Source organism: Okeania sp. SIO2F5, from assembly GCF_010692685.1.
Taxonomy (GTDB): domain Bacteria; phylum Cyanobacteriota; class Cyanobacteriia; order Cyanobacteriales; family Microcoleaceae; genus Okeania; species Okeania hirsuta.
On sequence record NZ_JAAHGU010000006.1, the window covers coordinates 31,643 to 56,230 of the forward strand.

A 24,588-nucleotide genomic window follows, 5' to 3' on the forward strand; every position below is an offset into this window, starting at 1 on the left:
TTTATTAGCCAAATAAATAATTACTGTCTATAATAATTACTGTCTATAATTTTTGATATTAGGCATATAGTCTGAGACAATAAACTAAAGGCAACCTCATAATTAAACTACTACCAGCAGCCATTAATGACCGCCGGTATTATCTTAGTATTAGCAATTCTGGTGTTAGGCGGTGTCATCGCTACTATTAGCGATCGCCTGGGGACAAAGGTAGGTAAAGCAAGACTACGACTTTTTAATCTTAGGCCGCGGGATACTGCCGCATTGGTTACTATGCTCACTGGCAGTATTCTTTCAGCTTTAACTTTAGCTATCCTATTTGCAACTAGCAAACCATTAAGAAAAGGTGTTTTCAGAATAGATGAAATCCAAAGCAAACTTAATGAAACTCGCAAGGAAGTGACAAAAGCTGAATTTGAAACCACCCGAATCAAAAATGAATTACAAAAAGCAAGAACTGATTTAGAATTAGCTCTAACTCAATTGAATCAAGTTAATCAGTCTTTGGATAAAGCTTTAGTCCAAAAAGCAGAAACAGAATCCCAACTCAAAATAACCAAAGAGCAATTAAATCAAGTTCAAGCAGTAAAAATCCGTACTCAAGAAGAACTAAAGCAAGTTCAAAAAGCAAAAGCTAGAACTGAAGCTGAACTTAATTTAACTCAAAACCAGTTGAATAGTATAGTACAACAAAAAGAAACTCTGAGACAAGAAATTGAACAAATGCAAATAGAGCGTCAAAAAATATTAAAAGATTAAAAATATAGCATTTTATAGCAGAAGGAAGAAGGAAGAAGGAAGAAGGAAAAGTATTACTTTGTCTGAGTTTTAAACTTTTGAACTGTCCTAACCTTTCCTTCGACTGCTATACCTTGCCTTTTATGTACTCCCTAAAAAAAATTACATTTTTTTTACCGAATTAATGAATAATTAAGGTTTAAAGCATTTTTTTTATAGAATAAATAATATTAAATTCGGTTACCACCACCCTTATTTTAGTAGATAAAATTTTTTATATAATATGGAATTTAGTTAACTACGATAAAGGGGTTGTGTTCAATAATTGATAATTGATAATTACCTCTCCCTAAAAGGAAGAGGATTGAATAAAAGGAAAATTCATTCATTGTTTCTCCTTTAAAGGAGAGGATTTTTACCTTAATTATTCAGTAATAAGATTTAGTATAAAAAAACTTTTAGCCAATCCGATATTTTTCAGGAGAAGTAATTATTAATTGCTTAATTTCTGCAACGGAGAAAAACTACAACAACAAGTAAAATTTCAATAAAAAAGATTAATCTAGTCAGCAAATAAAGATATCCAAACATGATTTTAGGATTTGACCCAGGTAGCCAAAAGTGTGGTATTGCACTTATGGATAGAGCAAAAAAACTACACTACCACCAAGTTATAGAATCTCTAGAAGTTGTCAAAACAATTAAAAACTTATATCAAAAGTTTGACATTGATTTAATAGTGATTGGCGATCAAACTACCTCAAAAATTTGGAAACAAAGCCTCACAAAAATTATTTCAAAAACAGTACCAATCATCAAAATAGATGAACGTTATTCTAGCTTAGAAGCTCGCGATCGCTATTGGCAAATGTATCCTCCTCAAGGTATTTTTCGTCTAATTCCTCCAGGAATGAGAATTCCACCTAAACCAGTAGATGATATTGTCGCGATAATTTTGATAGAAAGATACTTAAAAAATGACTCACTCTATAGCAGGGCTATTTCATTCTAAACTTTGCCATTTTGTGTATTGACGAAATAACGTTATTTCAAACTTTAGGAAATTTATTTTTCGCTGTCTGAAAATCAATAAATTCATTTTTTCTTGATTTGAAAAATTAACTGACAAGATCGATTGATTTGAGTTAATTGAACAATGTTCCTACTTATTTTCCCAGACTTGATATTACGATCGGAAAAATTATCCTCTCATACTCATAATTGTTCAAACAGATATAATATTTATAAATTTTTAATTTTTAATTTTAAAAAAATCGACAAAAATCGTAATCTGCTGAAAAATCAGAAAATAATGATATAGTTGTTCTATAAGCGTAACTATGCCTACACACTTGACTTTTTATTCAATATAGATTCCCCACTACCACTAGGTCAACCCAAACCAAAAGTTTTAAGCATAACAATAGATTCTACGGATTTTAGAGCTACTTAACCGTACTACCTAAGTATTAGTAGGTAGACAAAAAGTATATATAAAAATGAATCAAAACCGCATCCAAGCCTATATAAATCTAATTCAACAACTGTTAAATAGCCCCACAGAAAGAAAAGATAAAATCCTAGCAACTAACCAAGAATTACTAGATCAAGGATTCCTCCAAACAATAATAATGATGGCACAGACATCAGCAGAAAAAGGGAACCAGGAAGCTCAAGAACTATTACTCACCTTTGCAGTAGAACTATCAGAAAAATTAGACATTTCAATTACAGAAAACACCTCAGCAACAGCAACCCCATTAGAATATTTAGAATTCTTAACCCAGGTATTACAAGCAACCCACGAAAGCAAAAACAATCCTCAAATTATTCACCCTATTTTGCAAGAAAACCTCAACAAACTAGACCAAGGTTTAGTGGAAACCTTACAAACTTGGGCGACCTCAACCTTAGTAGAAATTAAACCAGAAGAAGCTCATAGTATTGCTGCAGATATAGTTAACTTCAGTAACCAGATACAAGAGTTTACTCTTGGGGATAAAGCAAATAATTTAGAAATAGCAATTACTGGATATAAAACAGCATTAACTGTATACAATAATGCTTCAAAAACTCATCAGTGGGTAAGCATTATTAACAATCTTGGTACTGCTTATCTCAACAGAATTTATGGAGATAAATCTGTAAATATTGAGAAAGCAATAGAAATTTATCAATCAGCATTAAAATTAATAGATCGAGAAGATATCCCCCAAGACTGGGCAAGAATTCAAAGTAACTTAGGCAATGCTTATAGTCATAGAATTGAAGGAGATAAAGCCAAAAATATTGAACAATCAATAGTAGCTTATCAAAGAGCATTGGAAATTATTACCAAAGAAAATTATCCCCAACAATGGGCAACTATTCAAAATAATTTAGCTAATACCTACTTAACGCGAATTACAGGAAAAGTCGGCGATAATATTGAATTAGCAATAGATGCTTACCAAAAAGCATTACAAATTATCGATCGGGAAGAAAATTCTCTAGACTGGGCAGTAACTCAAAGCAATCTTGGTAATGCCTATCTAAATAGAATGACAGAAAATGTAGAGAAAAATATTGAGCAAGCAATTGCAACTTATCAGCAAGCATTAAAAATTATTAATAGGGAAAATCAACCTTACCAGTGGGCAAATATTCAAAAAAATCTGGGCATTGCTTACTTAAATAGATTCACAGGAAAAAAAAGCAAAAATATTGAATTAGCTATTACCGCTTATCAACAAGCATTAACAGAAATTACTCCCATCGATCATCTATTAGATTGGGTAATAATTTCCATAAATCTTGGCACTGCTTACCTCCACCGAGACACAGCAGAAATAATTGAAAATATTGAATTATCAATTGCAGTTTATCAACAAGTGCTGCAAGTTATTAATCCAGAAAAATTTGCTTTATGGTGGGGAATTATTCACAAAAATCTTGGTGATGCTTATAGTTATCAAGTCAGAGAAAATATAGAAAATATTACTGATTTTTATCAAAATATTGAATTAGCTATTACAGCATATCAACAAGCATTAAATATTTTTACTGTAGAAAATTTTCCACTTGAATGTCTACAAATTTATCGTAAATTAGGCGATTTAGGATTTCAAAAGGAAAATTGGCTACTTGCTATTGAAAGTTATCAAGTAGCAATTAAGTTGCTAGAAATAACTCAAAGTTTGGCAAATACTGAAGTATCTTACCAAGAGATGTTAGCCGAATCAATTTATATGTATGGCAACATAGTAGAATGTTATGTCAAGATTGAGGAATATGAACAAGCATTAGAATATGTAGAAGCTTCTCGCTCTCGTCGTTTAGTAGAGTTAATGATGATAAATGACATTGATAAAAATGAGGAAAAGCCAGCAGAAGTAGAAGAATATTATGATTTACAACAACAAATTAATCAGCTCAATTTTGATACTACTAGAATTAATAAACCAATTACAGTGGGAAGTCAGTTTAGTATCAAAGAGATTAAATTAGAGAATCAAGAAAAGATTTCTTTATTGAAAGAAAAACAGCAAAAAAATTGGCAAAAAATTTGGAGTAGCGATCGCGTACTAGCAGAACAGTTACAAGTGACATATCTGACTTTTTCAGATATTCAGCAGTTAGTAAAGGATGGACAAACTGCAATTATAGATTTTTATTCAACCAGAAATAATACCTATATATTCCTTCTGACTCAGCAGCAACTTACTGTTCATATTTGTCAAGGAGAAGGAGTTGATAAATTACAAACTTGGATACATGATAATTGGTTGAAACTCCATACAGAAAATAGTAGTGAATGGCAGAATCAAATGGAGGCTTTTCTTTCAGAATTATCAGAAAAATTAGAATTAAATCAAATAATAGAACAACTGAATGAGATAAAAGAATTAATTATTATTCCCCATTTATATCTACATCAAATACCTTACGCTGCTTTACCAGTTACTAGAGAAAAAGAAACAAAGTATTTGTGTGATTATTTCCGTTTAAGAATTTTACCTAGTTGTCAAATTCTTAATTATTGCTCAGAGCGAACGCTCATTAATAATTCCCGTAAAATAGGAATTGTGGAAACTCCTATAACAAATAAGTTTTATACAAGATATGAATGTGAAACTCTAGCAAATATGTACTTAATTTCTCCCCAAAAACGTCTGCAATATAGTCAGGCAAAAATTAATAATTACCACAATTTTATTCAACAAGTACAAGTGCTGCATTCTAGTCATATTTCTCAAGTAAATCTTGTCAATCCCTTAGCATCAAAACTAAAATTATTTGATGGAGATATAGTTCTTAGTAAAGTTTTTGCTTGGCGTTTACCAGAATTATTTGATGTATTTCTTTCCAGTTGCGAAATTAATCTCAATCAAACTAAAATTTCTGACGATATTCTCACATTTGCTAGTGCTTTTATTAGTGCAGGTGCCCGTCATGTAATTAGTTCATTATGGTTAGTAGAAGATTTAGCTACAGCATTATTTTGCATTTTCTACTATCAACATCGCCAAAAAAATAACCGTTCGGAAGCATTTAAAAAAGCACAAAATCAACTTCGTTATTTAACAGGAACTCAGCTTAGTAGTTATAAAAAGCAGCTAGAAGGATATTTAGAACAATACATGAAACACGAAAATTCAGACAAAATACAACAAAAAAAAGAACTCTTATCATGGTTTTGTCAACAAAGTCTTCCATTTACTCATCCTTACTACTGGGCAGGTTTTATTTCCCAAGGTATTTCTTGAAGAAGGCAGAAGGCAGAAGGCAGAAGGCAAAAGGCAGAAGGAAAAATTGCTTATGGATAGTCTTCGACACGCCACTTCATGTCTTATACCAATTTGAAAAAAAGAATGCTATGCTTAAGTGATACTTCAACTATTAAGTAATTAACACAGGCTGAATAAATTTTTTGATAATTAGCACGCCAGTTATTGTTAATTATTCTTATTTTTACTTCTCCCCTACTCCCCTGCTCAAGAAAATAATTAGGTTGTTATCCGTTGATAAAGAATAGCCTTACCTTGTCTTTTTCCAGAATCTTTCCACCCTCTTTGTTCCAGATCGCCTAATCTATTAAGAGTAGTTATATACGCAGGAGAACAACCTAAAACTTTCCCTAGTTCCCGCGCAGTTTTTAATTCTTCAACATCATCATTCAACAAGCTTTTTGTCATTTCTTTTTGTTCGATAACTGTTGTCATTGATGATTGTTCATATTCATATTTATCCCTAAATACAAGGTTTTCTTTTTCTATACTTTGTAATCTATTATTTTTTGTAGCAGTTACTATATCTTCATTCTCATCTATTTCTTTAACTTCTTGAATCAATTTTTTTTCTATGTATTTGTCTATATAACTATCCAATTTGTTTCCAATATACTTTCCTATTTCTACATTAATTTTAGTTTCTAAACTAAGTGATAAAATACTTTGATTGCTATCTATTTCTTCTCCTAAATAAAGATCGATAAACAAATTTAAAACTTCAAAAGCTGTAGTATCATTATCATTACATTTTACTTGGAAGCGTTGCCATTTACCACGAGTTAATTTCAGATTTATCTGAACTTTATCTTCTCTATCATTGCTATACATATTAACTAAATACCTAGATAAGGGACGAAATTAAAGCATAAATTACCCTTGAAAGCCTAAAGCTATTTATCTACCACTTATGGTATTGTCTATAATTATATACAAAAAATCAAATGATTTTGGCAATTTTATTGATTGATAAAAATTTAATTCATCTTGACAAAATAATTGATAATTATCATCAATAATTCACTATAATTTACTTAATCTGGAAGTTTAAGATTGTAAATAGGAATACAGGAGACTAATCGAGATTTAGTGATTTTCTGTTTGTTTTTTAGAAAAAAATATTGAGGAATTTTATTATTAAACTTATTCAAGAAACAAAATAATTGAAAAAAAGCTAAAATATGAACGTCCTCTAATTTAAAAATACATTTCCAGTTTCTTCAATTAATAAACTAGATTTATCCAAATTAAAATTATTAGTCTCAGTCATATTTAATTTCAAAAGACTATTTTCAACAATAAACTGAGGTTGTATCAATAAAAAACCTCCCTTATCCCGATAAAAAGTAATATTGACAGGAACTTTTAATTTCCTTAAAATCACTTCAGACTTTCCTGACAACTGGCGTTGTGTAGTATCTCCAATTATCTCATAAGAAATTGTAGCAGCAGTATTATTTGCAAGTTTGATATTGACCACACCATTTACAGGTTGAATAATGCCAATAGGCAATTGTCTTGTTCCAGGTAAAGGAGCTGTAGAGTCATTAACAATTAATTGTTTTGGGGGTTGACTAGGCTGAGTTTGAACAGTATTTGATGGTGATACAGTCGAAGACGGTTTTTCTGGTGAAGGGTTTTTTGAGGGTTGACTAGGCTGAGTTTGAACAGTATTTGATGGTGATACAGTCGAAGGGGGTTTTTCTGGTGAAGGTTGTTTTAAAGGTTGAGAATCAAAACGAGGCAACTGTGCTAGGCTAAGATTAGGTAAAGTTATACTTGATAGCAATATAATTATTAGCCCACAAATTTGCTTCTTTAGTCTAGTATTTATGCTGAATAACTGATTCAAAAACTGCATAATTATTTGCCTAAATAATCTAATTAGTTAAATACCTATTATGATATCAGGAAAATGTTAGGGTAAATAGTTTATGAAAAGTTACGATTGGATTGTAGTTGGTGGTGGAATAACAGGAGCAGCTCTCAGTTATGAATTGGCAAAAAAAGGTTTTACCGTACTCCTGTTGGAAAAATATCCTACTTTAAAAGGTGCAACCCGTTATAGTTATGCTATTTTACCCTACTGGTCTGGTACTACAGATTTGACCAATCAACTTTTTCAGGAAGCAAAAGAACGTTATCATTGCCTATCTGAAGAGTTGGAAACAAATACCCAATTTAGAGAGTTAGATTCATTGCTAACTATCGCTCTAAAAGATGACCCAGAAAAAATAGCTGCTGCCTTCAAGCACTACAATACCGTACCTCGCCTAATAAGTGTCCAAGAAGCCTGTGAAATGGAACCCTTACTAAATAAAGAAGCGATCGCAGGAGCTTTAACTATTCGTAACGGTCATGTTTCTCCAGAAGCTATAACTTTAGGATACTCTCAAGCATTGACCAGGTTAGGAGGTCAAATTGAAATTGCAGAGGTAACGGGGTTAGTCAAAACAGGCGATAATGCTCCGCATCGCTACCGCGAACGTATAACCGGAGTCTACACCACAGACAAAACTTATCACGCTGCCAATGTAGTTATTTGTGCAGGTGGAATTTCTCGTCATTTCCTAAAATCAGCAGGCATCCCCACCCGTGTTTACTTCACCCATGCCGAGATGTTAGAAATTCCTCCTGTGGAATTGCAACTAAATACTAGCGTTTTAACAGCAGTACAAAAACGTTTTCAATGTGAAGCTGCTACAAGTACAGTTGAGTTTGAGCAAATGTGGGATGAACCTGGTCACGAATTTGTGCCATTTAGCTTAGATGCTGGTGCAATTCAATTTAAAAACGGTAGCATCAGAATAGGTCAAATTTCCCGCGTACTCACGGACCCCTACACTAAAATCGATCCTACTCAAAGTGAAGTTGCTATGCGATCGGAGGTCGGAAAAGTTTTACCTGCATTAGAAAATTTACCTGCAACCTGGTATCACTGCTTAGTAGCATACAGTGCTGACGACTTACCCCTCATCGGAGCTATTCCTCATCTAGAAGGAATACATATTTTTTCTGGGTTCAGTAGTCCCTTTGCATTTGTACCTCCCCTAGCTAAAAGATTCGCTAACTATGTAGCTGGAGAAAATGATGAAATTGTCAAGCAGTTATCTCCTCATCGCTTTGTCTAAATAATTATGGTTTGCGCTCAAAAGTCTTTTAGTAGGAGTAGGAGACAGGAGGAACGGGGAATGAGCGAGGAGGTAGGAGTAAGAATTGTGCCAAGATTGTTCTGCCATAGTCAGCTCAAAAAGCTAGTATTTTGAGCGTTTTCAATTATTAATTATTAATTGTTGAACTATAGCAATGAGCGCTGGCATCTTTACATATTACATAAATATTGATAATGTAACATAAAAGTAACTGTATGAGCTGTATTTTTCATAAATTAGGCGATCGCTAAAGGTTAAAGTTTTAAGGATGCGTGTAAACAATTTCAAGCTATAAACTGTAAATTATCAATACCATTACAGACATCCTTAAAACTTTAAGGTTTAGCGATCGCCTAATTTATGAAAAATACAGCTCATACAGTTACTTTTATATTACATTGCAAATATCTATGTAACATGTAAAGATGCCAGCGCTCATTGCTATAGTTTCAGACGAGAAGACATCGTTGAGTATAATCTAACTGACCAGAGTTTCAGTAAATTCTTCGATGGTTCAGATGTTGGTCTTAAAGGTTTTAGGATTGATGCTTTTGAAGTGATTGACGATAATGAAATTCTGTTTTCTTTTGAGAGACCTAAAAATATAAATGGCATCCAAGTAGATGACTCTGACATTGTTAAGTTTACTCCCACATCATCTGGAGACAACAGTAGCGGTTCTTTCGAGCTATACTTCGATGGTTCAGATGTTGGCTTAACTGAAGGTGGTGAAGATATTGATGGTCTGAGTGTCGATCCTCTTACTAAAGACCTTCTAATTTCCACTCGAGGGAGCTTTAATGTCTCAGGAATTAGCGGTAAAGATGAAGATATACTACGTTTCAATCCTGATACTGGAGCTTGGTCTATTGAATTCGACGGTAGTGATGTAGATCTTACCGGGCATAGTGAAGACATTGATGCTATTGGTATTAATGGAGAGCAACTACTTCTGTCCACAACCGGTAGCTTTTCTGTAACTGATGTATCGGGTCAAGACGAAGATGTATTTATCTTTAACCCAAATACCCTGGGTATTTCAACATCAGGTACATTTGAAGAATTTTTTAGTGAATTGAATAGCAGTGATATCAGTGGCGTTCATTTTCTTGCATAGACTTGATAGACATAGGACTTATAGAACCCATTTGAGATCTATTTAAAAAGAGATGGGGAAATAGGGAGATGGGGAGATGGGGAGATGGGGAAATAGGGAAATGGAAGCATTTTTCTACCTGCTTAGCGCCCTACCTGGTACCCCGAAGGGCGGTGAGTGCAGTACGCCCTTCCTTAGGGTTCCCAAGGTACTGTGGGCAGAACCTGCCACCACCCAATAGGCGCCCCGCCGAATTGAAGCAACTGCCCTAGGCAAAGCGTTTCTGTTAGCGTAGCTCCTCCTCCGGAGGAAAGAAATACCCGAAGGACGCGGGGTCCCATCCGCTTTTTGCCCTATTCTCGTTCCTGAATCTCCTGACTTCACCAGAACTAAGTTCTGAGGACGGCAGCCAAAAGCACATACCCCGTGCAAAGATACGATCGGGGGTTCTATATCATGTTCGGTTGAATACTTATATTAAATCCGGTTAAACAACCATAGAATGGTTAAGTTAGGAGGAGTCAACCCACCCCCGCCCCTCCCAGGAGGGGAAGTCAGTCCTCAGGAGTCAGGAGAAGAAAGAATTACAAAGATGAGCGTAGTTATGACGATTGAAGATTTTTTTTATGTCCAATTAAACGGATTTGATATTATAACCCACATTCCGCACTTCATAATGTAGTACAAAAAAACATGAATCGCGTTCGGAATTTCAGCCAACTCCCAATTGTATAAAACATCAAAAAAGTGAGGGTTCAAGTATTGTTGAGCAACCAGAAAGTTATGATCATCAGTAGAAAATACAGGAGCAACTATACTCCCATCGAGAGCATCAATCAGTTTTCTCAATTCAGGTAGTGCGATCATGTCCCGGAGGGTGCGGAACATCATTGCACACCCGAAGCGCATCACTGATAATATCTTATCTTTGGCAAGGGGAGGGTAAAAACTGTAAAATTCAACTCCGTTCCTCTGTGAGATTAACTACTTGTTGGCGTTGATTTATGGTTAACAAATGAACTCCTTGAAAGCATTGAAATATCCATCTTAATGTGGGAGTAGTTGTCATATTTTCTAACTGATTTTTGAGGAGATTACTGGTACTTTTTCAAGTATTTATCAACTCTCTTTGGCCGAGATTATATACTAATAAACACAGTGACATGATAAATAATATTGTTTCGACTCTTTGCGGTTTTTCCACAAAAAAACTATCGGCAAAAAATTGTGGGTTTTTGAGGAATCTAAAGCCCCTCTGGTAGTGCTAAACAAGTAATGATTGATTATAGTGATGGATCAAATACCAAATAGCGCCAATGTGATTTTCAATCTTATTTGGAGAAGGACAAAGTTTTTCGTACTAACCTGGATACCCTTTGTCTTAAGGTATTATTGAATCGTTCAATGTCAGAAGTCTTCCCTGTTTTTTTTCCCACCGCTTGATGTCGTTTACTGGGTAAAACACCACGCTCTTGCAGCCCAAAAATCAGTGTATGCGATACCGCTAGAGCAACGCTCCGCAAAGGCACATTGACGATCAACCCCAGGTAAGGACTGCCACAAATGTCTAGCTGCTTCTTCATCCCGTGAGCTGATATCAACACCAATAATTTCACGAGCTTCTACTTCCATCGCTAACCACACCCACTGCTGATTACCTTTGTTGTCCACAAATGACCATAATTCATCACATTTAATTGTGAGCTTCTCCTTTTTTTTTGGCTGAACCTTAAGCTTTCTGGGCACTTGTGCATATTTCTGGTTGACAGCCAGCTTGTAGCCATTAGTCCGAAACTTGGACTACACGAGCAATGCCAGCCAGTGAAATCCTTTCTGATAACAGTCGGTCAATCAGCTGGCGAGTAGGTTGGTCAATCATTTTCTAGGTAGGGTTTTACACAAATTGTCGTCCACATTCGCAGCACAAAAACCGCTGGTTATCATTATGGATATGGCCATTTTTGACAGTTTTTGAAGATGCACACTTTGGACAGGTAGGCATGGATGGACAACAGTAACTTTTACTGCTTCATAAAACTGATACAAAGCGTCACATAACGTAACAAATTGATGTTTACTTCCTGCTTCTACTGAGGCCGTCGGCGGTTACTCATCCACAGGCATTAACGGTCAAGCCAACCGCATCTCTACACTCTATACTTACATTTAAGTCTTTGTCAATTAACATAACTAAAAAAGTCCTCAAACCCTTACTACGCCGTTTTAGCGTAGGGAGCGGGATTTCAGAATAGGTCTACGTCTATATAGATAGACTGCCAGAAATGCGAATAGCAGGGATTAGTGCAGAAGATACAAAGCGTCACCCTCGTTACTACTTGCCTGTGAGAACTAGCGTATTATGTCAATAAATTGCGCAAATTGTTAACTAAGTCGAAACTCCTCTACCATTACATATTGAGCACTACCCGTCCCTACTGCTGCCTAATAAATGTTATTTGTGGGTATTTAAAGAGAGACGAGCTGAGTATTAATAGCTATAAAATTTCACAAAAACCGAACCTTTTGTCATGATTTCCGACCATAAGTAAACCAATCGTAAAAGCTACAATGAAAAAAATATCATAAAAGAGCGATCGCCACCTGAGAATAAAATATAGAAACCATTGGCCTTAACAGGAGGCAACCTTTATGAACATAGTAAAAACTGTGGCTTTATTAGGAATACTTAGCGGTTTATTAGTAGCAGTTAGTTATTGGTTGATCGGTGGCCCAACAGGTGCTACAGTGGGGTTAGTATTAGCAGCAGTAATGAACTTGGGTTCCTGGTTTTTCTCAGACAAAATAGCTCTAGCAGCTTATAATGCCAGACCAGTAAATCAAGCAGAAGCACCAGCACTCTATGATATGGTAGAAAAAATGTGCGATCGCGCACGTCTACCCATGGCAGCAGTTTATATCATTCCCACTGCCGCAGCTAATGCTTTTGCCACAGGTCGAGACCCCCATCACGCAGCAGTAGCAGTTACCGAAGGTATTATGAGAATTTTACCAGAGGACGAACTTGAAGGAGTAATTGCCCACGAACTCAGTCATATCAAAAATCGCGATACTCTCACCCAAGCAGTAGCAGCAACCGTTGCAGGTGGGATATCTTGGTTAACTCAAATAGCTAGTTATTCTATGTGGTTTGGTGGGGGTTCCCGCGACAACCGATCTAACCCAATTGTGATGTTATTGACGATCATGTTAGCTCCGGTTGCTGCTAGTGTTGTACAAATGGCAATTTCCCGGACTCGTGAATTTGCTGCTGATGCAGGTGCTGGCGATTTAACTGGCAACCCCCGCGCCCTTGCTCAAGCTTTGCAGAGGTTAGACCAAAATGCTAGACAAATGCCATTGAATGGTAACCCAGCTTTTGAGCCATTACTAATTATGAATGGATTTTCCGGTAAATTCATGGCTAATTTATTTTCTACTCACCCATCCACAGAGGCGCGAATTGAAAAGTTGCTACAATTAGAGCAAAAATTACTGGGATAGTAAATTTTGAGGAGTCAGGAAGGAAGAAGAAAGAAGGAAGAAAGAAGAAGGAAGAAGAGAATAAATTGTAGTATAATAGACGTATATGGTGCCGCACCGCGCACCGGAAACTACATTTAGCTTTAGAACCGACTTGAAAGCGTAAGTCCAGTGAATGTAAAGTCTTGCTGAGTTAAACGTTCTAGGAGGAAAGCAATATCGTGCTTCAAAAAATTATTTTATGGCTGGTGCTTGTAGGGGTAGTAGTTACGGGATGGCTGCTACTGCCTAGCGCCTTTTGGCAGTATGTCTTTTTTCTACGCATACCTCTGCTCATGGGTGTATTGCTTATTGCGCTCCCTTTCCTCGCAACAGGTGCCCTGAAATCTATGCTCAAGAATCTTTTTGTCCTGCGTGGCGCTGGTCAAATTGCGTTGACAATTTTGGGTGCAACTGTGGCGGGAACAGCCGTAACCTTTGTCGTTGCAATAATCCTTGGTGGTGCGCCAGCTCGTTTTGGGGTTCCGGAACTGCCTGGAGTTTTTTCTTCTAAAGTTTGGTATTATGTATTAGCGATCGCCCTGGCATTACCGACGACCCTGACAGTATTTGAATTATCCCAGGAAGAAATGGATAATAACAAAAGATGGTCTGGATTGTTTTTGGGGGTGTCATTTGGCGTTATCTTTTTGTTTCTTTTCAAACTGATTCAAAACTTTCTCTCGGTCGATAAAATTCCCGGTATTAATAAGGTTTTGGTGAAAGCAATTTCCTTTTTGACCCAACACTCTTCCAAAGCAGCAGGCTATATCGATAATGGTATTTTAAACAACAATCATTTTGACGCTATTGTTTTCTTCATCGTTCTTGTTGTTATCTATATAATCGCATTTAAGCTTTTTATGCCAAGTTCGTTGCCCCCCGATAAGAAGATACAAGAACCGCCAGCACTTTTATATGTAATGTTGTTAATTTCCGTATCGGTGCTTTTGTTGGGCAGTCTTACCTTCTTCTTCGATTACTCGCGTATTTCTGTCTTGTTCTTCTGGGTGCTGATTGCTGTAGCGCTCTATAGGCTTTTGAATGTCGATCACTATTTTACATTAAAGGATGCTCCAGAACAGCCAGAAGAGCAAAAAAATTTGACGGCCTTATTACAAAAGCGTCTGGACAAACAAGATCTAGAAGAGCCTCTTGCAAAACAAACTGTAGTTGTTGTCTGTGCTAGTGGAGGTGGAATTCAAGCCGCTGGATGGACGGCTCAAGTATTGACTGGCTTGCAAGAAGAGTTAGGGGAATCATTTACTAAAGCAATTGGATTAATTAGTTCCGTTTCTGGTGGCTCAGTAGGTGCAATGTATTATCTGGATCGCTTTACATATAAAGGTTTTCCACCGACTTCAGAATCAGAAAAAATATTTGAGGGCGCTACCGCAAACAGTTTAGATGCAGTAGGTTGGGGATTAGCCTATCCTGACTTGTGGCGCGTGATTTTCCTCCCGTTCCTACCAGACATTCTCACTCCCAAAGTCAGAGATCGAGGTATTGCGATCGAGAAGGACTGGCAAGGACGTATGAAAACCCCAGAGTCTCCAAAAACCTTAGCCGACTGGCGAGGGGAAGTTGAAGAAGGTAATATTCCGCTCCCTGTATTGAATGCAACTCTGGTTGACAATGGCTGGCGGTTGCTAGTTACACCAGCGAAATTTCCCAACAACTCTCAGAAAAAATTCTTCGACTTTAATAGTCTTTATCCAGGAAAAGATATTGATGTTGTCACAGGTGCAAGACTTTCTGCCACGTTCCCTTACATATCTCCCATTTGTCGAGCCGACGACCGCGTCGCTGATGGTAAAGATCGCAAGATAGAAAATTATCACGTCGCTGATGGTGGCTATTTCGACAATTCTGGTTTTGTGACAGCATTAGAATGGCTTGAGGAGCTTCTTCGTGAAAGACCTACCCAAAAAGGTGAAGAAACTACCCCAGAAATAAAAAGAATTCTGATCTTACAAATCAATCCTTTTCCTGAAACCAAACCTAATGAGCAACCTAAAAAGGAAAAGAAGCGAGGTTTGTTTATGGCAACTATTGGTCCGTTGCTAGGCTTATTCAAGGTTCGCAGGCCAATTCTTACTTCCCGCAATTTAACTGAGGTAGAATTGTTGCAGGAATGGGAGAGCGCAAAACAGAATGATGGAAACGTAGAAATTGAATATTTCCCCATCTTCTTCCCTTCTATTACTGAGGAAGCAAAACTAGGACTAAAGACTGCAGAGCAAGAAGTTACTCCAGATCTAAAAGCAAAACAATCATTTTATAGCGCAGAAGGTGAATACGAGCCACCACTCTCATGGAAACTAACAAAGAAGGAAAAGGACGCGATCCGAGCAGGCTGGAAAAAGATAGTGAGAGACAAGGAAAGCACAATTGAAAAACTTAAGAATCTTTGGCTAGATCAATGGAATATGAAATAAACGCCAAGCATATTGTCTAAGAGCGATCGCGCTCTTGTGGCTCAGTAATATCATGTCTGGTTGAATACTTAACACTTTGGAGGAGGTAAGGCAGAAGGCAGGAGGCAGGAGGCAGAAGGAAAGAAAAGGTTAGAAGGGAAAAGGTTTTGATCACGCTCTTATCCGGACATGATATAACCCGATGAGATCAACCGAAATCTCGGTTTCCTATTTTCAAGAAAAACTATCACTCTGTCACTTTCTCCAATAGCAGGCAGAACGATCGCTTTTTTTGAGATTTTGTGCGATACCGGAGGTATAAAAAAATATCAAAAACTGGAAGAATTAACATGATATAAGTCCTGTAGTGGACTGACACGCCTAAAATGGTGCAATAGTAGGGGCGGGTTCCGCGTTAAGTTAATGGTGTCACCTACGACTAAGTAAACCCGCCCCCGCCCCAATAATCTAATGCATAAAATTAGATGTGTCGGTCTAGTAGGTAATGATAAGATGAGCGAAGGCAGCCATGCTCAGAGCAAAGGGTAGAAGGAACAACTGGATAGGATTTTATACCAATTCCCATGCATTATTGTTATACTTGGGCAGTACTTCAGTTGTCAACTGATCGGTACAAACAAAATCACTTTTTTGCTAATTTAAGCTTGCGTTAATGTTAATTATTCTTATGTTTGCTTCTCCCTGTACGGACGTTGCATGCAACTACCTATTTCCCCTCCTGGGAGGCAGGGCTGTTTTAAAGTATTGTAGATTAAGGATGAGCGGGAGAACAGGAGATGAGGGGATAGTGGAACAGTGAAATTTGCCAAAATTTGCCGATTTTGAGCGCCAATAAGCGTCTTTAAGCTCTGAGAGGATATTGGGTTCAATGGCGCTTAAAAGCCTCCATCCCGGTGTTGACCTGTCTCCGTGTCCCTGTGTCTATCGAGAATGAAACAGCCCTACCCTCCACCGGAGGGGTTAGGGGTGAGTCCCCTGCTCAACAAATTGTAGAAAAGTTTTTGAGAAATGGTTTTATACCCTTCTGCCTTCTGCCTCCTGGCCTCTGCCTTTCCCAATAATCAAGCATTTACTAACCAAATAAAACCTATGTATTGTGACTATCTAGTACAAATTCTCACTGCCCGCGTCTACGACGTAGCCCAAGAATCACCACTTGAAACCGCTCCCAACCTTTCAAAACGCCTCCAAAACAACCTCCTACTCAAACGAGAAGATATGCAGTCAGTCTTCTCCTTCAAATTACGCGGAGCTTACAATAAAATGGCTCAACTGCCTCCAGAAATTCTCTCCCAGGGAGTCATCGCAGCGTCCGCTGGAAATCACGCTCAAGGAGTTGCCCTAGCTGCAGGTCGCCTCGGTACTCGCGCCATCATAGTCATGCCTGTCACTACCCCTCAACTAAAAGTTAATGCTGTCAAAGCTAGAGGAGGGGAAGTTATTTTGTATGGCGAAACCTATGATGAAGCTTCTAGTTACGCCCATCAACTGGAAGCAGAAAAAGGTTTAACTTTTATTCACCCCTTTGACGACCCCTACGTCATCGCCGGACAAGGAACAATTGGTATGGAAATTCTCCGCCAATATCAAAAACCCATTCACGCTATTTTTGTTGCCATTGGTGGTGGGGGTTTAATTTCTGGTATTGCTGCTTATGTTAAACGGTTGCGTCCGGAAATCAAAATTATTGGCGTTGAACCTGCTGATGCTGATGCTATGTCGCAGTCTCTCAAAGCTGGACACCGAGTCCGCTTACCTCAAGTAGGATTATTTGCCGATGGTGTTGCAGTGCGAGAAGTAGGAGAAGAAACACTTCGTCTATGTCAGCAATATGTAGATGATATTATTCTCGTCGAAACAGATGATACTTGTGCAGCTATCAAAGATGTATTTGAAGATACTCGCTCCATTGTCGAACCTGCTGGCGCATTGGCGATCGCTGGTGCAAAAGCTTATGTTGAGCGAGAAAAAATTCAAGATGAAACCCTGATCGCCGTTGCCTGTGGTGCCAATATGAATTTTGACCGCCTCCGTTTTGTGGCTGAAAGAGCAGAATTTGGGGAACGTCGCGAAGCCATATTTGCCGTTACTATTCCCGAAACTCCAGGTAGTCTCCGTAGATTTTGTGACTGTCTGGGCAAACGTAATATTACTGAGTTCAACTATCGCATTGCTGAGGAAAAAGAAGCACACATTTTTGTAGGAGTACAAATAGAAAACCGCGCTGATGCAGCCAAAATAGTAGAAACTTTTGAAAATCAAGGCTTGAAAACCCTAGACTTAACTGACGACGAACTGACAAAACTACACCTGCGCCATTTGGTTGGGGGTCGTTCTCCCCTCGCCCACCACGAATTACTTTACCGTTTTGAGTTCCCCGAACGGCCAGGAGCATTAATGAAATTTGTCGCCTCCATGAGTCCCAACTGGAATATTAGTCTTTTCCACTACCGTAATAATGGGTCAGATTATGGACGCATTGTGGTCGGAATGCAAGTCCCTCCTGATGAGATGGCCGAATGGCAAAGTTTTGTCCATAATTTTGGTTATCGCTATTGGGATGAAAGCCAAAACCCAGCCTACAAGCTATTTTTAGCCTAGTGCCGCTACGCTTCAAGAATTTAGAATTTAGAATTAAGAATTTAGAATTACCTCTCCTTGAAAAGAAGAGGATTGATTCAAAGGGCAATTTTTATTTATTATCCCCTTAAAAGGGGAGGCTTTAAACCACAATTTTTTGGTAAATAAAAAATTAAAAATAAAATTTCTTGAAAGTATTGAAAGTATTGAAAGTATTGATTGTTAAGGCTTTTAGGATTTTGTAACTGGTTATATCATGTGCAGATAAGAGCGCTCTGGAAAAAACTTATCATGAGTGCTTCAACAGTAAATCTTTCTATTTTCCCTACTCCCCTACTCCCTATGAGGAAACGGAGACACACCGGACACGGGGACACGGCGTGTCGGTGACACTCTATCTCCGCGTCTCCCTGTCTCCCCCTCTCCGTGTCCTCAAAAACCCCCCGCTCCCCTACTATCTTAATAATCTGCCATCCTGCACTAGAAATATAAAATTTTTGTCAAAAATTACCCCTAGATAATATATAATAATGGTCGTTTCATCTCTCACTAGCTTTTGTTCTATAGCTGATGAGATTCGTCCTAATGCAGTGAAAGTTCCATAAATTTATACCCCTTTTCTCTCTGTTAGTTCAGAAGAGTTAGGGGTAGTTGATGGAAGCTAAATCTGCAAAATGTGACTTGTGAGGATGAAATATCAGACATATTACACAAAGTTGAAAATTTAGTGCAATTAAACACTGTTCTCGATCAAGCAACTAATACAAATTTAACTCCCTCAAAAATAGAGTTACCTTTTACTCTTCAAGAAGTGAAAGCAGCTATTCCTCCACATTGTTTTGAGCGTTCCCTCTGGAAGTCTCTGAGCTACTTTTTTCTTGACATTGGCATTATTGCTGGTCTGTATGCAATCGCCTATAATTTGGATTCATGGTTCTTTTTTCCCATCTTCTGGTTAATGCAAGGAACTATGTTTTGGGCATTATTTGTAGTGGGACATGACTGCGGTCATGGCTCTTTCTCCAAATATAAATGGTTTAATAACCTAATTGGGCATTTGTCTCATACTCCCATTCTCGTACCTTACCACGGTTGGCGTATTAGTCATAGAACCCATCATGCTAATACTGGAAATATTGATACTGATGAAAGTTGGTATCCTGTTTCTGAAAGTAAGTATAATATGATGCCTTGGTATGAAAAGCTATTTCGCTTTTACTTGCCATTATTAGCTTATCCACTCTATTTATTTAGGCGATCGCCTAATCGTGCTGGCTCTCATTTTCTGCCCAACAGTCCATTATTTCGTCCTTCTGAAAAGTGGGATGTCTTAACAAGTTCTGCACTCTGGATGTTAATGGTAGGTTTTCTGGGATGGCTCACCTATCAGTTTGGTTGGGTATTTTTAGTAAAATATTACCTAGTTCCTTATGTAATATTCGTCGTCTGGCTAGATTTAGTCACCTACTTACACCACACTGAAGCAGATATTCCCTGGTATCGTGGAGACGACTGGTATTTCCTTAAAGGTGCATTGTCTAGCATTGACCGCGACTATGGTTTTATCAATTCTATTCATCACGATATTGGTACTCATGTAGCTCATCACATTTTTCTGAATATGCCACACTATCATTTAAAGACAGCTACGGAGGCAATAAAACCTATTTTGGGTGAATATTATCGGTATTCAAGCGAACCTGTATGGAAGAGTTTTATCAACTCTTATTTGACTTGTCATTTTGTCTCAGACAAAGGTTCTCAAGTATATTATCAATCACCTTGGAAAAAATCTTCAAACTAATTAGGGTTTGCTGAATAAAGTCTTTTAGTAGGGGTAGGAGACAACCCACCCCTAACCCCTCCGGTGGAGGGGAAGACAGGAGGAACGGGGGATGAGCGAGGAGGTAGGAGTAAAAATTGTAAAAATGATTTTTCTGCCCAACTATGAGCCTAAAATACGCTCCATGCATGAGCATGAAGGGCTGAAAAATTTGCACTTTTTTCGACCCCAAAAAGGCACTTGTCTTTATCTGTCAATGCTTTTAGATTTAATCAGCAAGTCCTAATTAAATTAATTTCATTTCGGTAGACTACAGTAGGGGCGTTAACGTAGTTGTGCGTAGCTAATGGCCATTGATCAGGCAAAGCTGCCGTTAATGTCCCTAAGGGATTTTGGTTGTGACGACGTAGTTCAGAGACCGGCAAAAGTGCTGTAAAGTTATTAGAGTTTTGTCAAAAGTACTTTGTTGTAGATGGATTTGGTATATAGCAGAAGGAACAAGGAAGAATGACCGAAGTTGGAACGTGCCGAAAGCTGAGTGCTGTTTGCGGAGCATTCCGGTACGGAAAATAGCGATCGCTAGTCATATCATGTCCGGACAATTAGTGAAAAAAAACTCTCTCCTTCTTATACCTTAAAACCACCTCTTCTTCCCTCCTGACTCCTAACTCCTCCCTGATTATTTATAACTATTCAACCGGACATAATATTAATGCTTTTAGCGTCCTGAAAGCTGACTGCTGTTTGCGGAGCATTCCGTTACGGAAAATGCTGATAGCTAGTTAATAATGCCTGTTTAAATTCTTTAGCTGTTTTAAAATAAATTTCTGGTTCATCAATTAATGCTAAATCAATTACCTCTGCTAAAGATCTAGGAATAGAAAGATTTCTTTGTCTAATTGGCACAGGTTTAGTTTGCAATACAGTTAAAATTGGGTCTTTACCAACAAAATCACGAGGATATACACCAGTTAACATATTGTATAAAGTTGCTGCCATTGCCCAAACATCTACTTCCGGTTTTACATATTTAAAATCAATCATTTGTTGTCTGGGCATAAATGGAAAAGTACCACCTTTATTTCCTGTAATTGTCTGCCCACTTAAACCTGCTAAATCAAAAGCTTTTGCTAACCCATAATCTGCTATTTTAACTACTGTTGAATTATCTACATTATTACTCAGAAAAATATTAGCTGGTTTAATATCGCGGTGAACTAAACCTCGCCCCATACTCAAACTACCATCTGCTTTTTTTACATAAGGAATTTCTGCATTATGGGCATATTCTAAACCATCTAAAGCCTGTAGAATAATTGGCACTGCCACATCAACAGATAACTGATAACCATGACTTTGCATCAAGTTCCAAATACTACCACCATTACAATATTCTAAAGTAAAAAAAAATAGGTGCTCACAATAATAATAATCTTTCAATTTAACAACATTCGGATGATTTAAAGCTTTAGTATTTTCTATTTCTCTTAAAAAACGATTTATGGCATTAGGATTATTTGTGACTTCTGGCAACATTGTTTTTAAAGCTATTAACTCTTGAGTTTGATTATTTTTAGCTAAATAAACTTCCCCACAGCCGCCTTTCCCTAATAAATTAAGCGTCGTATAACCAGGAATTGTAGTGAGGGTATAATCTCCTAAACTTGGTGGTAAAGTTGATAATTCAACTGTTTTTACTTGCCAAGTTTTTGGTTGTTCGAGCATTTCAGGAGGCATCTCTGTTTCTTCTTCAAGACTAACCTGAAAAATAGTATTTCCCAATTGAATTTGGTCTCCTGATTTTAATTCATATTCAGGGAAATTATTTTTTTTTGTTGTTTCAGAGAGATGCTCAGATTGACGCTGCCCAATTTTTTTACCATTAACATAAGTACCATTTTTACTAGCAAAATCACGCACTCGTATATCTGGAGGATTAATATCAAGTAGACAATGATAACGAGAAATTGTACGATGTTGTTCATCACTAGGTAGTCTGGGTCTACAGTCTCGATGACGACCGATAATACAGGTAGTTCGTTCTTCAAAGATAAATTCTTTGCCGAGCATACTTCCTTGGATAATAGTAAGTTTGACTTTAGCAGACATGAGGGAGTTAAAATTTTTGATATTTGTGCGATGATTTATATCAATTATCTAGGAAATTTTATTTTGATTTTTTATCTGATGATAAATTGTGAAGTATCTCTAGCATAATTTTGATAATATTTAAGTATAATTATCTTGATTATACAGTAAGAGAATATCAAAAATGTCGGGTGGGCAAATCTGAAAAGATTTACGGTTAATCTAGACAAATTAGTACATCTATAGAGTTAAAAATTTGTAAGGGAAGCTTTTGTCAGATTTGATAACTTTTCCTGATAGTTTATCATTTTCTTTGTGGGTTTAATACCCCACCGTCAACGGGGGTGTTCACGCATTACTTGGGGGAGCGAATCCCCATGTAATTTTCCTTCTGTCTCCTGTCTCCTGTCTCCTGTCTCCTTCTTCAACCTATTTTATTCCAAGGTAATATATAGCGTATTTGCGTAAGTCCCAATCTAGTGTATTTTGGAGTTAAGAATCTGGCTTTGCTAGAAGCTACATAATAAACATCTCCAATAATAAAAAATAAAATCAATTATCGTAGATAAATCATAAATTATTTCCCTCTAATCCATCTTTTCCGGGGAAGTCTAATGAATGTAGTAAAAATGCGATCGCAAATACAGATATACAGGACTTACGCATGAGGTACAAAAAACTAGGGTTTGAGATTGCTTTCTGTTCCGGAATACTCCCCAAACCCTATCGGTCGCTTAGGACGACAATACGTTGCAGGTGCGTAAGTCCTAATTTATACAGGACTTACACAGAATAACCTTGAAAACACCGTATGTAGGGGCGTTTTGCTCCGCAACATGTAAAGCGGAGCTTTGTGGAACGCAAATCGTATTCGCTCTCAGTCAATATAGTGTCTATGGGTAAGTCCTAATATAGATAGAGTATATTAGTAGAGTAGCAATCAAACTCAGAAAAAAAAATGGTCACATCCCAACTCCCTAAAGGCCCACAAAATCTGTCATTCCTGAATAAACTGCAAAGAATAGTCAAACCCTTGGAATTCCTGGAAAACAATGCTAGACAATATGGTGATATCTTTACCCTTCCTGTTTTATTAGGTGATACTAAACAGTCAATGGTAATCATAAGTAATCCCCAAGGAATTCAAGAAATTTTTGCCACCAACCCAGAAAAATTAGATGCAGGCGGAAATGGGGCAAGGTTGCCTTTTTTAGGAGAACAATCTCTGATAGCACTTTCAGGCGATCGCCACAGACGACAACGGAAACTCTTAACACCACCATTTCATGGCCAAAGGATGCTAGCTTACGGCGAGCTAATTCGTGAAATCATTCAGCAAGTTACGTCTCAATGGATAACAAACAAAACTTTTTCCATTCGTTCCTCTACTCAAAGAATCTCATTTCAAGTAATTTTAAAAGCTGTATTTGGTTTAGAAGAAGGTCAACGCTTACAAGAAATGGACCAATTGTTAACTACTAGATTTGAGGGAAGAGAATCTATCTTCAGATCTATCTTATTATTTTTCCCTGCACTACAAAAAGATTGGGGTCCGTTAAGTCCTTGGGGGTGGTTGATGCAGAATGAGCGAGACATTGATAAACTAATTTATGCTGAAATTGCTGAACGTAGGGAAAATCCCGATCCATCTCGCACCGATATTTTGTCTTTGATGATGGCAGCGCGGGATGAAGAGGGGCAACCTATGACAGATTTAGAATTGCGCGATGAGTTGATTACTCTGTTAGTAGCTGGTCACGAAACTACTGCAACAGCTTTAGCATGGGCATTTTACTGGATTCACCGTCAACCAGAAATTCGAGATCAACTGCTGCAAGAACTTGATGCACTCGGAGATAAACCAGATCCGATGGAAATTTTAAAATTGCCCTATTTGGATGCTGTGTGCAAAGAAACTCTGCGAATTTATCCAGTAGCGATATTAGCACTTCAACGACAGGTGAAGTCACCCCTAGAAATTATGGGTTATCAGTTTCAACCAGGAACTTTTCTGAGTCCCTGTATTTATTTAACTCATCATCGGGAAGATTTATATCCTCAACCGAAGCAGTTTAAACCAGAGCGTTTTCTAGAACGTCAATTTTCCCCTTATGAATATTTGCCTTTTGGTGGAGGCAACCGTCGCTGTATTGGTCAAGCTTTTGCCTTGTTTGAGATGAAATTGGTATTAGCAACCATACTATCTAGTTGGGAGTTGGCATTAGCAGATCAAAAGCCTGTTAAAGCAGTGCGTCGTGGTTTGTTGATGGCTCCAGCAGATGGGGTTCGGATGGTGGTTAAGGGAAAGCGTTATCAAAATCAGCTAGTACCTGTTTAAGAATTAGCTCCTCTTGTGACGTTTTGTATCAGTTTGATGAAGCAGTATAACAATAAAACAAATTGATAAACTTAAAACTCCTAAATTTAT

15 protein-coding genes and 2 pseudogenes are annotated in these 24,588 nt (G+C 37.5%); 10 read left to right on the forward strand and 7 right to left on the reverse strand.

Going from position 1 to position 24,588, the window contains the following annotated elements; genetic code table 11:
* Nucleotides 1-126 precede the first annotated feature (126 nt).
* Nucleotides 127-759 (forward strand): DUF3084 domain-containing protein, encoded by a 633-nt coding sequence (locus F6K27_RS03285; protein ID WP_287273893.1) that lies wholly within the window; start codon nucleotides 127-129, stop codon nucleotides 757-759.
* A gap of 269 nt (nucleotides 760-1,028) precedes the next feature.
* On the opposite strand, the gene F6K27_RS33505 is transcribed toward F6K27_RS03285, so the two are convergent.
* Nucleotides 1,029-1,127, reverse strand: a complete 99-nt coding sequence (locus F6K27_RS33505) for a DUF4896 domain-containing protein (RefSeq protein WP_353735928.1) — start codon at nucleotides 1,125-1,127, stop codon at nucleotides 1,029-1,031.
* A 200-nt stretch (nucleotides 1,128-1,327) separates the two neighbouring features.
* Here F6K27_RS33505 and F6K27_RS03290 point away from each other — a divergent pair, with 200 nt between their 5' ends.
* Nucleotides 1,328-1,750, forward strand: a complete 423-nt coding sequence (locus F6K27_RS03290) for a pre-16S rRNA-processing nuclease YqgF (RefSeq protein ID WP_287273895.1) — start codon at nucleotides 1,328-1,330, stop codon at nucleotides 1,748-1,750.
* Between the two features lie 487 nt (nucleotides 1,751-2,237).
* The gene (locus tag F6K27_RS03295; protein WP_287273897.1) at nucleotides 2,238-5,483 is read left to right on the forward strand and encodes a CHAT domain-containing protein; all 3,246 of its coding nucleotides are present in this window, start codon (nucleotides 2,238-2,240) and stop codon (nucleotides 5,481-5,483) included.
* Between the two features lie 240 nt (nucleotides 5,484-5,723).
* On the opposite strand, the gene F6K27_RS03300 is transcribed toward F6K27_RS03295, so the two are convergent.
* Both F6K27_RS03300 and F6K27_RS03305 read right to left on the reverse strand, forming a co-directional pair.
* Complete coding sequence (locus F6K27_RS03300) at nucleotides 5,724-6,335, reverse strand: hypothetical protein (RefSeq protein WP_287273898.1); 612 nt, start codon at nucleotides 6,333-6,335, stop codon at nucleotides 5,724-5,726.
* Nucleotides 6,336-6,696: 361 nt separating this feature from the next.
* The gene (locus F6K27_RS03305; RefSeq protein ID WP_287273900.1) at nucleotides 6,697-7,293 is read right to left on the reverse strand and encodes a hypothetical protein; all 597 of its coding nucleotides are present in this window, start codon (nucleotides 7,291-7,293) and stop codon (nucleotides 6,697-6,699) included.
* A 145-nt stretch (nucleotides 7,294-7,438) separates the two neighbouring features.
* Between F6K27_RS03305 and F6K27_RS03310 the strand changes: the two genes are divergently transcribed.
* Both F6K27_RS03310 and F6K27_RS03315 read left to right on the forward strand, forming a co-directional pair.
* The gene (locus tag F6K27_RS03310) at nucleotides 7,439-8,635 is read left to right on the forward strand and encodes an FAD-binding oxidoreductase (RefSeq protein WP_287273901.1); all 1,197 of its coding nucleotides are present in this window, start codon (nucleotides 7,439-7,441) and stop codon (nucleotides 8,633-8,635) included.
* Between the two features lie 577 nt (nucleotides 8,636-9,212).
* Nucleotides 9,213-9,773, forward strand: coding sequence for a hypothetical protein (locus F6K27_RS03315; RefSeq protein ID WP_124154215.1), 561 nt, complete (start codon nucleotides 9,213-9,215; stop codon nucleotides 9,771-9,773).
* Between the two features lie 603 nt (nucleotides 9,774-10,376).
* On the opposite strand, the gene F6K27_RS03320 is transcribed toward F6K27_RS03315, so the two are convergent.
* The 3 genes and pseudogenes from F6K27_RS03320 to F6K27_RS03330 all read right to left on the reverse strand — a co-directional run bounded on the left by F6K27_RS03320 (nucleotide 10,377) and on the right by F6K27_RS03330 (nucleotide 11,754).
* Nucleotides 10,377-10,664: a hypothetical protein gene (locus tag F6K27_RS03320; RefSeq protein ID WP_287273903.1), complete on the reverse strand. Its 288-nt coding sequence runs from the start codon at nucleotides 10,662-10,664 to the stop codon at nucleotides 10,377-10,379.
* A gap of 46 nt (nucleotides 10,665-10,710) precedes the next feature.
* Nucleotides 10,711-11,010: pseudogene (locus F6K27_RS03325) on the reverse strand (IS1634 family transposase); the annotation flags it as partial.
* Nucleotides 11,011-11,016: 6 nt separating this feature from the next.
* Nucleotides 11,017-11,754, reverse strand: a pseudogene (locus tag F6K27_RS03330) (IS1 family transposase).
* 647 nt (nucleotides 11,755-12,401) lie between these two features.
* Here F6K27_RS03330 and F6K27_RS03335 point away from each other — a divergent pair.
* The 4 genes from F6K27_RS03335 to F6K27_RS03350 all read left to right on the forward strand — a co-directional run bounded on the left by F6K27_RS03335 (nucleotide 12,402) and on the right by F6K27_RS03350 (nucleotide 20,093).
* The gene (locus F6K27_RS03335; RefSeq protein WP_287273905.1) at nucleotides 12,402-13,253 is read left to right on the forward strand and encodes a M48 family metalloprotease; all 852 of its coding nucleotides are present in this window, start codon (nucleotides 12,402-12,404) and stop codon (nucleotides 13,251-13,253) included.
* Nucleotides 13,254-13,453: 200 nt separating this feature from the next.
* The gene (locus F6K27_RS03340; RefSeq protein ID WP_287273906.1) at nucleotides 13,454-15,709 is read left to right on the forward strand and encodes a hypothetical protein; all 2,256 of its coding nucleotides are present in this window, start codon (nucleotides 13,454-13,456) and stop codon (nucleotides 15,707-15,709) included.
* A 1,008-nt stretch (nucleotides 15,710-16,717) separates the two neighbouring features.
* On the forward strand, nucleotides 16,718-18,310 hold the full coding sequence (ilvA, locus tag F6K27_RS03345) for a threonine ammonia-lyase, biosynthetic (RefSeq protein WP_275670263.1): 1,593 nt from the start codon (nucleotides 16,718-16,720) through the stop codon (nucleotides 18,308-18,310).
* A 706-nt stretch (nucleotides 18,311-19,016) separates the two neighbouring features.
* The gene (locus F6K27_RS03350) at nucleotides 19,017-20,093 is read left to right on the forward strand and encodes a DUF3474 domain-containing protein (protein WP_287273907.1); all 1,077 of its coding nucleotides are present in this window, start codon (nucleotides 19,017-19,019) and stop codon (nucleotides 20,091-20,093) included.
* A 738-nt stretch (nucleotides 20,094-20,831) separates the two neighbouring features.
* On the opposite strand, the gene F6K27_RS03355 is transcribed toward F6K27_RS03350, so the two are convergent.
* Entirely contained in the window at nucleotides 20,832-22,181 is a 1,350-nt protein-coding gene (locus F6K27_RS03355) for a protein kinase (protein ID WP_287273909.1), read from the reverse strand.
* Nucleotides 22,182-23,118: 937 nt separating this feature from the next.
* Between F6K27_RS03355 and F6K27_RS03360 the strand changes: the two genes are divergently transcribed.
* Nucleotides 23,119-24,498 (forward strand): cytochrome P450, encoded by a 1,380-nt coding sequence (locus F6K27_RS03360; protein WP_287273911.1) that lies wholly within the window; start codon nucleotides 23,119-23,121, stop codon nucleotides 24,496-24,498.
* Nucleotides 24,499-24,588: the final 90 nt, after the last annotated feature.

Bases quoted from the DNA above. Each gene is read 5' to 3' on its own strand.
- F6K27_RS03285 (WP_287273893.1), top strand. From the start codon at position 127: ATGACCGCCGGTATTATCTTAGTATTAGCAATTCTGGTGTTAGGCGGT.
- F6K27_RS33505 (WP_353735928.1), bottom strand. From the start codon at position 1,127: ATGAATGAATTTTCCTTTTATTCAATCCTCTTCCTTTTAGGGAGAGGT.
- F6K27_RS03290 (WP_287273895.1), top strand. From the start codon at position 1,328: ATGATTTTAGGATTTGACCCAGGTAGCCAAAAGTGTGGTATTGCACTT.
- F6K27_RS03295 (WP_287273897.1), top strand. From the start codon at position 2,238: ATGAATCAAAACCGCATCCAAGCCTATATAAATCTAATTCAACAACTG.
- F6K27_RS03300 (WP_287273898.1), bottom strand. From the start codon at position 6,335: ATGTATAGCAATGATAGAGAAGATAAAGTTCAGATAAATCTGAAATTA.
- F6K27_RS03310 (WP_287273901.1), top strand. From the start codon at position 7,439: ATGAAAAGTTACGATTGGATTGTAGTTGGTGGTGGAATAACAGGAGCA.
- F6K27_RS03335 (WP_287273905.1), top strand. From the start codon at position 12,402: ATGAACATAGTAAAAACTGTGGCTTTATTAGGAATACTTAGCGGTTTA.
- ilvA (WP_275670263.1), top strand. From the start codon at position 16,718: ATGGTTTTATACCCTTCTGCCTTCTGCCTCCTGGCCTCTGCCTTTCCC.
- F6K27_RS03355 (WP_287273909.1), bottom strand. From the start codon at position 22,181: ATGTCTGCTAAAGTCAAACTTACTATTATCCAAGGAAGTATGCTCGGC.
- F6K27_RS03360 (WP_287273911.1), top strand. From the start codon at position 23,119: ATGGTCACATCCCAACTCCCTAAAGGCCCACAAAATCTGTCATTCCTG.